This is a genomic window from Thalassospira xiamenensis M-5 = DSM 17429 (genome assembly GCF_000300235.2).
Taxonomy (GTDB): domain Bacteria; phylum Pseudomonadota; class Alphaproteobacteria; order Rhodospirillales; family Thalassospiraceae; genus Thalassospira; species Thalassospira xiamenensis.
The window spans coordinates 1,843,554-1,855,669 of the sequence record NZ_CP004388.1; the positions used below are offsets into that span (position 1 = coordinate 1,843,554).

The window sequence follows — 12,116 nt, forward strand, 5'->3', positions numbered from 1 at the left end:
GGGCACGGATCCTCCAACAAAGAAAAACCGGGGCTCATGGCACAAGAAGCGGAAATGCAGAAACAGGATGTTTCCGACGGCGCTGACGAACAGGCTGCCGCAGCGGATAATAAAGATACCATGCCTTCCCCTGCAGGTTTGGGCGGCGAGGACCCAACTGCGTTGGGTAGTGGTGGACGGAGTATCGAGGTTGGTAATTTCCGGGTGTTTTCAGATCTGCGGCTTCCGGAATACGATATGGGAAATTGCAAGGCCTACGCTGCGGATAACCTGCGCCGTGAAGAAGGTGGCGCCTTTGCTCTTGTAACTGATCCAGCAATACCGACGCGCTACGATCTAATGCGCTTTTTGACCGGTGTCCATATCGGCGGGCAGATTGATCTTCTTGATCACGAAATTGCGCCTTGGCCACCGTTTGACCAAAAAACCATGATGCTTTTCTATGAAAAGCCTGCAGGCGGACGTGTGCTTGTACCGGGTGAAAAACAAAAAAAGATAGATGAGCATGATTTCTCAAAGATTGTAATTGAGCCCCTGCTGAATGTGCTGCAGGCGGTAGCAGAAAAGGGGCTAACCCATCGTAATATTCGCGCGGACAATCTGTTCTTTGAAGGCCCAATGGCAGAGAAAGTCGTTGTTGGGGATTGTTGCTCTGCTCCTGGAGGGTTCAACCAGCCTTTAGTCTACGAAACTATATCGCGTATGACAGCTGATCCAGCTGGACGCGGTTTGGGGTCGGTATTGGATGACTTGTATGCGCTGGGCATGACAATTGCGGCTCTTGGTATCGGGCACACACCGCTCGAAAAGCTGCGTGAGCAGGACATTATTGATGTCAAACTGTCCAAAGGTTCTTTCCAAGCTATTGTAATGAATGAAAAACTGCCTCTGGTGTTGATTGAACCCGTGCGCGGTCTTTTGTGTGATGATCCCGAAGAGCGTTGGGGGTTTTCCGAATTGCATGCTTGGCTTGACGGCAGGCGGGCCAAGCCAGTGCAATCCAACACCGAACGTCGGGCTGCACGCTCCCAAAATATTTCGGGAAAAGATTATTATACCGCGCGGTCGTTGGCGCAGGGGATTGCAAAAAACTGGATTAATGCACTCGCCCCACTAAAAGATGGAGCCGTTGAAACTTGGTTGCGACGTGGGCTGTCAGATAACGACAGGGCCAAGCATATGGCTGAGGCAGCCCGGCAATTGCAATGGGCGGGAGCAGACAAGAGGGCTGCCGAAGATATCCTAGTCGCTAAATCCATCATTATTCTTGATCCGACCGGAGCTATTCGTTTCAAGGGGTTCTCTGCGATGGTTGACGGGTTGGGGACTATGTTGTCTTACGACGTACAGCACGGGCGCGGGCCTCAACGGTTTGCTGATGTGGTAACGCGGGATATCCCTGCTTTCTGGTTCGGGCGACAAGTCGGATATAACCCGGAAGTCCAAAAATTGCAGCAGGCATATAAGAACCTTAGATACTATGTGCAGCAGCAAAGTGCGGGGTATGGCTATGAGCGCTGCCTTTATGCGATGGTTCGTAACCAGCATTGCCTTAGCCCGATGATAGAAAAGAGTTATGTCGTTAACATAGAGCAGCTTTTACCCGCACTGGAAAAAGCTTCGGAATCGTTACCTGATGATGCATGGCCAATTGATCGGCATATTGCAGCTTTTATTGCAACCCGCCTTGATGACGATGTTGAACCCCAACTTCTGGCGTTGCAAAATCCGTCAGATGAAGTCGAATACAGTCGCGCAATCATTAGCATGCTGGCACTTGTGCAATGGCGGCATGGGCCTGATAATCTGCAAAATCTGTCGCACTGGGTGGCCCGGTTGATGGAACCCGCGGTCAAGGTGTTTCACAGCAAGGCACGTCGGGAACGTGTTGAACACGAAATTCCGAAACTGGCCAAGCGCGGCAATCTTGTCGAACTTTACAATCTGATCAATGACGAACAGGAACGCCGGAAGGATCAGACCGAATTCATCACCGCGGTCGAGGAATATTCCGAAGCAGAAAGCGAGGTTTTTGACCTTGAATCATCAGGCCCCGCACGACTTGAACTGGCAGAAAAAGTTGGCCAGCAGGCAGCAGCCTTTGCGTCGACCATGATTGCGCTACTGACGGTTTCGGCGCTATTTCTGATGCATATGTGGTAGGGGACAGGAATGGCGAGACAATCAGGCGGCCGTAAAAAGAAAAGCGCATTTTCCGGTTTGTCGGTGGTGGCTTCTGCCGTGCTTTTGTTCATGGTTGCGCTACCGACATTCATTACCCTGGCGGTTGGGCTGTTACCATCAATGGTGGCGTTCATGTTTGACCGCAGTCAGGGGCGCACCATGTCGCGCTGCATTTTTGGTCTGAATTTTTCAGGGGTTGCGCCCTATATCATGGAAATCTGGCAGCAGGGCGGGCAGACGGCCAGTGTGGCAACTCAGGAAATTTTCCAACCCGTTGCCCTGTCGATCATGTATGGCTCGGCCGGTCTTGGATGGCTTTTGTATCTGGCGATGCCACCGATTGTCGCCAATGTGCTTAATCTTTCGGCCCAGCGCCGTGTTTCTGAATTGCGTAAAAGGCAGCGTGGTTTGATCAAAACCTGGGGCGACAGCCTGATCAAGGAAATCGACCGTTCAGGCAGTTAATCCGCAACCTAATCTCAAACCATCGACCAATAAAAAAAGCGGCGGACAATTTGTCCGCCGCAGTCATGTTGGTTGGTTAACGAGGGTAAGCAAGGCACTCACATCGGCAGATCGGTGTGGATCGATTTGCGTACTTTTTCAAAGGCCCGAACTTCAATCTGACGAATGCGTTCGCGCGATATTCCGTATGCAACGCTGAGATTTTCAAGCGTTACAGGTGAATCGAGCAGGCGGCGCTGGGTCAGGATGTCACGTTCACGTGCATTCAGGTGTGACATCGCACTTTTCAGCAGATTCATGCGCTGGACAAATTCCTCGCGCTTGCCATACAGGGTTTCCTGATCTTCATCTTCGCTTTCGATCCAGTCGACCCATTCACCGTCACCATCAATACGCACTGGCGCATTCAATGAGTGATCCGGCCCAGCGAGACGACGGTTCATCATGATCACGTCATCTTCGGTGACGTTAAGTTTTGTGGCGATGAATTCGACCTGTTCCGGTCGCAGATCGCCTTCGTCAATCGCCTGCATCTGGCTTTTGAGTTTCCGAAGATTGAAGAAAAGTTTTTTCTGGGCGGCAGTGGTACCCATTTTCACCAGCGACCAGGAATGCAGGATATATTCCTGAATTGCGGCGCGGATCCACCACATCGCATAAGTCGCAAGGCGGAAACCTTTGTCCGGGTCAAAGCGCTTGACCGATTGAAGCAGGCCTACATTACCTTCGGAGATCAGTTCGTTTATCGGAAGTCCATAACCGCGATAGCTCATGGCTATCTTGGCAACCAGCCGCAAATGACTTGTAATCAGCTTTTCTGCGGCAGTTGCATCATCATTGTCACGGAATTCACATGCAAACGTCGTTTCCTGTTCAGGTGTAAGCATGGGGTAACGGCGGATGCGCTGCAAATAGACTGTCAGACCATCTTGGGAGATGATTGGAAGTGCATTTCCCTGTTTCATTGAAGCCTCCCGTTGCGCTTCGTATAAAGTGCGGTTTATCCCCTAGCACTTATTGAAAGGTATACGGGAGTATTAGGTGTCGTCAATAAAAATTAGACCAAAAAGGTTAGGTCAAACTATCCCAATGGGTAGGTCTAGGCAGGTGATGAGTTCCTGTAGGTCTTCCGGGAGGGGGGCTTTGGTGAGGACGTAATTCCCTGTTTTTGGGTGTAAAAATCCCAGTGTTCTGGCATGTAGCGCCTGTTTTTCAAAGCCCGTCAGGACCTCGTGCACATGCTTGCTGAACTTCTGGGTAAGTTTGCTTCTACCGTAAACTGGATCACATATAAGTGAGTGACCAAGATGGGTCATGTGAACGCGAATTTGATGTGTTCTGCCAGTCAAAAGCCTGCATTCAACAAGAGATGCCAACGAGTCGTCGCGTTTTGCCAAAACCTTGTAACGCGTAAGGGCCGGTTTTCCCCCATTTCGAAGTACCGCCATCTTCTTTCTATTGCGCGGGCTTCGGCCGATATTTCCCTCTATGACGCCTTCGATTTGGCGCGGGACACCCCAAACAACGGCGATATAAGCGCGTTCGATATTTTCCTTATCCTCGGAAAACAGGGTCGAAAGTGCCCGATGGGTTGCATCGTTCTTCGCGACCACCATTGCCCCACTGGTGTCTTTGTCGAGCCGGTGCACGATACCCGGGCGCTTCACGCCGCCGATCCCCGACAGGCTGTCACCACAATGGGCCAGCAAAGCATTGACCAATGTACCGCTTTCATTGCCCGCAGCAGGATGAACAACCATCCCGGCGGGTTTATTGATCACCAGCAGATCGTCGTCTTCATAAAGGATATCGAGCGCGATTTTTTCGGCGATTGGGTCGGCCGCCACTGCGGGTGGGATTTCAAGCGCAAAGCGGTCGCCACTTTTTACCTTGTATGACATCTTGGCGATCGGCGTGTCATTCAGCAGCAGATGTCCGTTCTCAATCAGGCTTTTGATGCGCGAACGGGATTGCTCGGGCCATGCGGTTGCCAGAACCTTGTCGAGCCGCGCTCCCTCGTCAGCGGGAGAGGCAATATATTCAAGATGTTCGGTGTTCAAGCCGCTTTCCATATTCATATCTGCTGCTATTCTGGCCTGCTATGACCGTCACTGTCCGTTAAAGGGCGGTTTTAATCGCTTACTGATGAAATGCAATCCCGCTTTGCAAACTTGCAATTGGCTTCTCTTGTCGCTATGGCCTTCAATATCGTCCTGTCAGGCCTGTTGTGATCTTAGCGTGACGCAAGACAGGGGCATTCTATCAACTTATCAATCGGAAATGTGATGCGCGTTATCAAGATTCTGGTCGCTTTTATGGGAGTGCTGATCGTTGCGGGCGTCGCACTTGTGGTTTATGGCCTGTCGCGTCAGGAAGATGGCAGCGTTGCATCCGATGGGCCTGAGCTATCCGCGCCGATTGCGGGGCAGTTTGAGACGCCAACAGATACAGGCCCACGATCCGCAACACAGATCGCACCGTTCGGAACGATCAATGTTGATTTGGCACCGGGGGAGACCTTGGTTGATTTTTCCCGTCAGGGAACAGAGGCAACTCTTCGTCTTGAGGGACGCCAAGGAAGCCGTCTGGTGATTGTTTCTTTGCGTGACGGCGCTATTCTTGGGCAGATTTTACTGGTGGAGCCGCAATAAGCACCGCTTGAACTGATGGTGGTTTGATGATCGACGCGGGTAAAATCATAAAACTGCGGACAGGTTTGCTGGCAGAGATTTCAGATATCGCAGCTGCGGCATGGCCGGAGGAATGCTGTGGTCTATTGATTGCCGACGCGGAAAGTCCCGAAGTTATTCTGCGTTTTGTTGCAGCACGCAATGCCGCCATCGATCGCCAAAAAACATTCGAAATTGATCCGCACGTTCTGATTGCGACGCATCGATCGGTTCGGCAACGCGGAGAGGCGATTATCGGATGCTATCATTCACATCCGAATGGCGATTGCCAGCCATCGAAAACCGATTTGTCCCGCGCCGAAGAAGCCGGTTTTCTGTGGCTGATTTTCGCCACCGGCAAAAACGGCGTTGATGAATGGAAGCTATATCGCCGGATGCCGGAACGTGCCGATGACACAGCACCGCGTTATTTCAAAACTTGTGAGATCGTCGAGCCCTGATCATTGCTTTGCCATGCGTTCGATCAGGCCAGTCTGCTTTGCAAGTGATTGTTGAAGCGCGAAGTTTTGCGTGATTGTCCGGCGCGCCAGCTGGCGTATTTCGCGAAGCCGGTCAGGATTGGCCAATGCTTCGGCCATTGTGCTGGCAAGCTGGTCTTCATTCCAGAAGCCACACATTAATCCATTCCTGCCATGACGAATGATATCGCGGCAGGGGCCCGTGTCCGATGCGATCACCGGCGTTCCGCATGCCATGGCTTCAAGTACCGACCATGACAAAACAAACGGATATGTCAGATAGACATGGGCCGAACTGATCTGAAACAGACGGATCAGCTGATCGTGGGGGATTTGCCCTAGAAAGACGATGCGAGAGGGATCCATACCGGTTTCAGCCATCATCGCATCACGCCATTTCTGGCCGTCGGCGCGCGGCGTTCCATAACTGACGCCATCCCCCCCGGCGATGACAAAGGTTACATCGGGGTTGTGCCGGGCCAGCTTGGCAGCGGCACGCATGAATTGTGGAAAGCCGCGATAGGGTTCGAGATCGCGTGCAACATAGGTCACTATCGGATCGCCATGTCGCAGCACACGACCGTCGGGCAGGCGAAGCAGTGCCTTGTCGTCCGGACGGCAACGATGGATATCGATGCCATCGTGGCAAATACCGATCTTGTTATGGAAGCTTTGCGGAAAGGCGGCTTTCTGCCATGCCGTGGGGCTGATCCCGGTGTCTATTGCTTCCAGACTTGAAAGCTGTGCAATGTTGCGCAGCCGAAGTTGTGTGCGTTTGGCCAAGGTCACCGTTTCTGTCGGGTCAAAGCCGACATCGCGACCTTCGGCGTGGTAAAAATGTTCGCAATAGCCAACCAGTGGTGTTTTGCGCAGGACATCGCGCGCAAACATCATGCTGCCCCAGCCGATATGCCCGTAAACGATGTCGGGTGGGCCTTCCTGTGCGACGAGTGAATCAAGTGTTGTCGCCGCATGCATGCCGATCTGCTGGTGATATTGTGGAAATGGGGTCGCAGGCGGTGGCGGAGTTGCCCGCTGACGCAGGACGCGAATGCCGGGAAGCTGTACGTTCATTGCTTCGCAAAGGAAGGAAACCTGCCATCCGGCATTTGCCAGATGACAGGCCAGGTGAACAAATTGTCCCGGTCCATGGCGGTGGACAAAGACAATTTTCATCGGCGACTGCGAAGCTCGTGTGTCATAACGCCACTTGTGACGGGGACACCGCCATACCGAAGGGTCTGTGTCCAGAATTCCTCCAGGCGACGCAAAGTTCGAAGTGCCGTTTCCATTTCCTGCTGGTCCTGCAGGTCATTGGTCAGTGCGTTGTGATATTCTTCGTGAAATTCATGCAGGGATTCACAAAGTTCGTGCCCCTTGCGCGTCAGTTTTATTCTGGCAGACCGTCGGTCACGGGCCATGACATGTCGTTCGACATAGCCCGATTCAGCCAGCTGTTTCAGATTATAGGATGCATTCGATCCCATATAGTGGCCGCGATCCAATAGATCACGTACCGACAGTTCATCGTCGCCGATGGTAAACAGCAACGCGACTTGTGCGGGGCTGATGTCATCTTTGCCGAGTCGAATAAGATCTACACGAAGCAGATCAGCAAAACGCCGATAAATACGCTCGACGGTATTTGCAAGTTCAAGATGAGTGACGGTCATGTTGTTTGATCCGTTATCTGGTCCCAAGCGAGAGTTGATGCCATGGCCTTTCGACCAAGGCAGGCCTTTCGTGTGGGGAAGATAACAGGACGTTGCTCTTGAACGATTTTTCCGCACGCCCAATTCTTCCCTCAGTTTGCTCGTAATTTCGAAGTAATTTCAAAGTATTTTTATTTTAAAATTACTTCGTATTCTTCTGTTTTTACATTGTCAGATCATGAACATGAGATCGACATATTTGATTTTATTGTAGATCATCATGACATCGCAACTATGTGATTAGATTGCGGAAAAACTATGACTTTTGGCTGATTGGATGAAAATCAATGCATTTTGGTCGTAAAAACACGCCAAAAACCGCAGAAAGCAAAGCTGTCAGACCATCTCTGGATGCAAAATCGGTTATCCGCGAGGCGAGATTCACTTTTGTACGCGGTCTTGGATGGGCCGGGGTCTTGAGTGGCTTTATCAATGTTCTGCAACTGACCGTGCCGCTTTTCATGCTTCAGGTGCATGATCGCGTGATTAACAGTCAAAGTACCGATACGCTTAAATTGCTGCTCGCAATTGCGATTGGTGCCATCATTCTATACGGCATTCTTGATTTCATTCGGGCCCTTATCTTTCAGGAAATGGCCAAATCATTGTTGCGTCGCCTGAACTTGCCGGCCATTTCGGCGGCAATGAGCGTGGCGCTTGAAAAAGGATCGATACAGGGCACGCAGGTTCTGCGCGATTTGTCGGATTTGCGCAATTTTATCAATGGCAATACCATCAGTGCGCCACTCGAAGCGATCTGGTCGCCGATTTTCCTTGGTGTGATGTTTGCCCTTCATCCGTTTTACGGTATTGCGGGGCTTGTGGCGGTGCTGGTCCTGATCGGGCTTAGTCTGTTGGGTGATTTGCTTGTGCGACAGATCACCAAGGAAGGCACCGATGCCAATCTGCGTAATATCGGCGATATCGGGTCAACCGTATCAAATGCCGAGGCGATTGAGGCAATGGGCATGTTACCTGCACTTGCCATGCGCTGGCGCCAATCGCAGGTCCATGCCAGTGAGTTGCTTGATATCGGGAATGTCCGAAGTAAAGGCATGTATTCTGTCACGCGCTCGGCCCGTTTCGGCATGCAGATTTGCGTGCTGGCGATGGGGGCGTATCTGGTTATTCTGGGGGAAACAACACCTGGGGCGATGATTGGCGGTACGATTATCATGGGCCGTCTTCTGTTGCCGTTTGATAATGTTACGCGCGACTGGCGGGCGTGGGTTTCTGCTCTTTCGTCATGGAAACGCATCCGGAATATCCTTGAGGAGCGTCAGTCGGAGCGCGAAATCGAACCGACACCGCGTTCCGAAGGGCCGCTTGTTGTCGATAATCTTGTATATGCGGTCCCCGGCTCGAACGTGCCGGTTCTTCGCGGGGTGAGCTTCGATCTTAACCCGGGCGAAATTCTGGGCGTGGTCGGGCCGTCGGCTGCTGGTAAATCGACCCTGTCGCGTCTGCTGGTCGGATCGGCGAAACCGACTGCTGGCGGCGTATTTCTTGACGGGCATAGCACCTATCTTTGGGAGCGCGGTTCGTTTGGCAACATGGTCGGTTATCTGCCGCAATCCGTTTCGCTTCTGAACGGCACCATCCGTGAAAACATTGGTCGCATGCGTGAAGCCAATCCGCGCAAGGTGATTGATGCGGCCCGCGCAGCCGGGGTGCATGAAATGATCGGCCGACTGCCACTTGGTTACGATACGCCGATCGGGGCGGGGCGACATACCCTGTCTGGTGGACAGCAGCAACGCATTGCACTTGCCCGTGCTCTTTATGGCTGGCCACGTCTTCTGGTGCTTGATGAACCCAACGCCAACCTTGATGCTGAAGGTGAAGCATCACTGATCCGGGCGGTCCGTCAGGCAGCAGAAGGTGGGGCAATGGTTGTTCTGATCGCACACCGGCAAAGCATCATGCAATACGCCCACAAGCTGCTTGTCATGCAGGAAGGGCGGGTCAAACAGTTTGGTGAACGCACCAATGTGATCCGGGCGATGACGCAGGATGATAACGACATCAAAAACCTGCCCCCGGTTAAGCGCAATCAGCAAAGCGGGGGGGCAGCATGAACCGAGTGATCAATGTCGACAACCGTGGCGAGGTCATGATTCCCGAAGACCCGCAACCAGCATGGTATCAGGTCCTTGACGAAGAGCGCACCGCGTCGCGTCAAAGCCTGCGAAAGCCGATCATGGCGGGAATCATCGTTATTGCCGTCGGGTTTGGCGGCTTCTTTTCCTGGGCTTTTACGGCCGAACTCGACAGTGCTGCAGTGGCATCGGGCTCTATCATTGTTGATTCCCGCAAAAAGGTTGTGAACCATTTCGAAGGCGGCATTTTGAAGAAGCTGCTGGTTGAAGAAGGTGATCGCGTCAAGGCGGGGCAAACATTGATGTTGCTGGATGGAACACGCAGTGAGTCCGAGTTGGGCCAGCTGCGCGGTGAACGATATGGGCTTATCGCCAAGCTTGCCCGACTTCGCGCGGAGCAAAGTGGCCGTGGTGAAATCGATTTTCCCGAGCAAATACTGAATGCGGAGCAGGATTATGTGGCCGATATCTTGCTGGATGAAAAGCGATTGTTCGGCAAGCGCAATGAGGTTTACGATGCCAAGCGAAATGCCCAAGCCAAGCAAATAGAACAATTTGATGCCGAGGCGCGCGCACTGGAATCCCAGATAAATGCCCGCACCCGTCAGGAAAAGCTTGTTGCCGAGCAGCTCAAGGGCATCAGGCAGCTTGCGGAAAAGGGCTTCGCGACGCGTACCCAGTTGGTCGAGATAGAAAACAACTGGTCTGACCTTGTCGGGGATATGGGCGAGTTCAAGGCCCAAAAAGCCGCCGCCGAACAGCAAAAGGCTGAGGCCGAAATCAATCTTGCCTCGATTGAAATGGAATGGCAAAGCGATATCGCGACAGAAATCCAGGAAGCGCAACTGGCACTGAATGATGTGACCCAGCGTATCCGCGCCAGCGAGGATGTTCTGAACCGGCGCGAAGTCAAGGCACCGCAGGACGGTATTGTTGCCAATATTCAGATTCGCACGCCGGGTGGCGTGATCAGTCCGGCGGAACCCATCATGGATATCATCCCGGAAAACGAGCCGCTTCTGATCGAAGCCATGATCAACCGTCAGGACATTGATTCGGTTCATGTCGGATCAAAAGCCCAAATCAAGCTTACGGCATATAGTCAGCGCCGGTTGGCACCGCTTGACGGCGAAGTCCGCTATGTTGCCGCCGACCAGACGGTCGATGAAAAACGCGATTCTTCCTATTACATCGTTCGGGCCGCAATTAACCCCGATGCATTGGCAAAACGCGATGATATCGAAATTCGACCGGGTATGCCGGCCGACATTCTGATCCTGAAATCCCCCAGAAGGGCGATCGACTATCTGATTGATCCGATCACTGAAAGCATGAGCAGGGCCTTCCGCGAGGACTGATTTTTGCTGATGCTGCGGGTGCGAAGGCCACGGGCTGAAAGGTCTGCGGCCTTTTTCTTTGAATTATTGTTCAAAAGTAAAACTAAATAAAAATCAAAAAAACAACAAATACTTATTAAATAAATCTAGAAGTATAATGTGATTATTGCCTTAATCCATAATATTGACACAATAAAAACACGAGAATATCTTCCTAAGATAAAAGAAAAGAATATAGGGTTGCTGTGTGGCCGATCTCAGGGTGGCCTCTAGCTGCCTTGAGGGAACGGCCAGCCTCTCGTGAGGGGATAACCCCCGCGATGTCAATAATGTTGGGACACGAAGGAGGATACCATGGCAACTCTCGAAGGCGGCGCCTTTGATGATGCGCTTCTAGGGTCTCGTTTCAGCGACGTGATTTTCGGACGTGGCGGTGACGATACAATCTTCGGACAAGGTGATGACGATGTTCTGTTCGGTGAAGAGGGCGATGACGTTCTGTTCGGCGGCGCAGGAAACGATGTCGCGATTGGTGGCGAAGGTGACGATATCCTGTTCGGTGGATCGGGTGACGATGTGCTGATGGGGGATTCCGGCAGCGACCTGTTGATAGGTGGCTCTGGCGAAGACGTACTGTCAGGTGGTGCCGGTGACGACACCCTGCTTGGCGGTTCGGACAATGATGTCCTTGATGGTGGCGCAGGCGATGATCTTATGGTCGGCGGTGGCGGCGATGACATCATGCTGGGCGGTGCAGGCGACGATCAGTTGCTGGGCGGTTCTGGGGACGATGTTCTCCAGGGTGGCGATGGCAATGACGTCCTGCTTGGCGGCTCCGGGGACGATGTCCTTGACGGTGGTGCCGGGGACGACCTGCTGGTCGGTGGCTCGGGTAGCGATACCTTTGTCTTCACCGGTGGCGGCGGCAACGACGTCGTGCTCGACTTCACGGTTGGTGAAGACATGCTTTCCATTAGCAGCAACATCAATGATACCGGCATTGAAAGTGCCGATGATATTGCCGCGCGTGCATCGCAGGTTGGCGCCAATACTGTTATCGACCTTGGCAATGGGGATTCCATCACCCTCAACAATGTCGATGCAGAAGACGTCCAGGACAATCCGGATAGCTTCTTCAGCGTCCAGTAATCCGAATGTTGGCGTCCGCAAC

11 protein-coding genes are annotated in these 12,116 nt (G+C 52.6%); 7 read left to right on the forward strand and 4 right to left on the reverse strand.

The window, feature by feature from the left end; genetic code table 11:
* The first annotated feature begins 36 nt into the window (after nucleotides 1-36).
* Both TH3_RS08695 and TH3_RS08700 read left to right on the forward strand, forming a co-directional pair.
* Complete coding sequence (locus TH3_RS08695; RefSeq protein WP_007089977.1) at nucleotides 37-2,163, forward strand: protein kinase family protein; 2,127 nt, start codon at nucleotides 37-39, stop codon at nucleotides 2,161-2,163.
* A gap of 9 nt (nucleotides 2,164-2,172) precedes the next feature.
* Nucleotides 2,173-2,649, forward strand: coding sequence for a hypothetical protein (locus TH3_RS08700; RefSeq protein WP_007089976.1), 477 nt, complete (start codon nucleotides 2,173-2,175; stop codon nucleotides 2,647-2,649).
* A 98-nt stretch (nucleotides 2,650-2,747) separates the two neighbouring features.
* Here TH3_RS08700 and rpoH read toward each other — a convergent pair whose 3' ends face one another.
* Nucleotides 2,748-3,614, reverse strand: a complete 867-nt coding sequence (gene rpoH / locus TH3_RS08705; protein WP_007089975.1) for an RNA polymerase sigma factor RpoH — start codon at nucleotides 3,612-3,614, stop codon at nucleotides 2,748-2,750.
* Between the two features lie 111 nt (nucleotides 3,615-3,725).
* The gene (locus tag TH3_RS08710; protein ID WP_007089974.1) at nucleotides 3,726-4,727 is read right to left on the reverse strand and encodes an RluA family pseudouridine synthase; all 1,002 of its coding nucleotides are present in this window, start codon (nucleotides 4,725-4,727) and stop codon (nucleotides 3,726-3,728) included.
* Nucleotides 4,728-4,934: 207 nt separating this feature from the next.
* On the opposite strand from TH3_RS08710, the gene TH3_RS08715 reads away from it, so the two are divergent.
* A complete protein-coding gene (locus TH3_RS08715) occupies nucleotides 4,935-5,300 on the forward strand; it encodes a hypothetical protein (RefSeq protein ID WP_007089973.1) in 366 nt (121 codons plus the stop codon).
* A gap of 26 nt (nucleotides 5,301-5,326) precedes the next feature.
* Nucleotides 5,327-5,779, forward strand: coding sequence for a M67 family metallopeptidase (locus tag TH3_RS08720; RefSeq protein ID WP_007089972.1), 453 nt, complete (start codon nucleotides 5,327-5,329; stop codon nucleotides 5,777-5,779).
* Here TH3_RS08720 and TH3_RS08725 read toward each other — a convergent pair whose 3' ends face one another.
* Together TH3_RS08725 and TH3_RS08730 are read right to left on the reverse strand one after the other, a co-directional pair.
* Complete coding sequence (locus TH3_RS08725; RefSeq protein ID WP_007089971.1) at nucleotides 5,780-6,973, reverse strand: glycosyltransferase; 1,194 nt, start codon at nucleotides 6,971-6,973, stop codon at nucleotides 5,780-5,782.
* Complete coding sequence (locus TH3_RS08730; RefSeq protein WP_007089970.1) at nucleotides 6,970-7,470, reverse strand: MarR family winged helix-turn-helix transcriptional regulator; 501 nt, start codon at nucleotides 7,468-7,470, stop codon at nucleotides 6,970-6,972. Before TH3_RS08730 ends, TH3_RS08725 begins: the two co-directional genes overlap by 4 nt.
* A gap of 455 nt (nucleotides 7,471-7,925) precedes the next feature.
* On the opposite strand from TH3_RS08730, the gene TH3_RS08735 reads away from it, so the two are divergent.
* From TH3_RS08735 to TH3_RS08745, 3 genes are all read left to right on the forward strand, one after another.
* Nucleotides 7,926-9,587 (forward strand): type I secretion system permease/ATPase, encoded by a 1,662-nt coding sequence (locus TH3_RS08735; RefSeq protein ID WP_233421858.1) that lies wholly within the window; start codon nucleotides 7,926-7,928, stop codon nucleotides 9,585-9,587.
* The gene (locus TH3_RS08740) at nucleotides 9,584-10,966 is read left to right on the forward strand and encodes an HlyD family type I secretion periplasmic adaptor subunit (RefSeq protein ID WP_007089968.1); all 1,383 of its coding nucleotides are present in this window, start codon (nucleotides 9,584-9,586) and stop codon (nucleotides 10,964-10,966) included. The genes TH3_RS08735 and TH3_RS08740 overlap by 4 nt, the downstream gene beginning before the upstream one ends.
* Before the next feature lie 333 nt (nucleotides 10,967-11,299).
* Entirely contained in the window at nucleotides 11,300-12,094 is a 795-nt protein-coding gene (locus tag TH3_RS08745; RefSeq protein WP_007089967.1) for a calcium-binding protein, read from the forward strand.
* Nucleotides 12,095-12,116 lie beyond the last annotated feature (22 nt).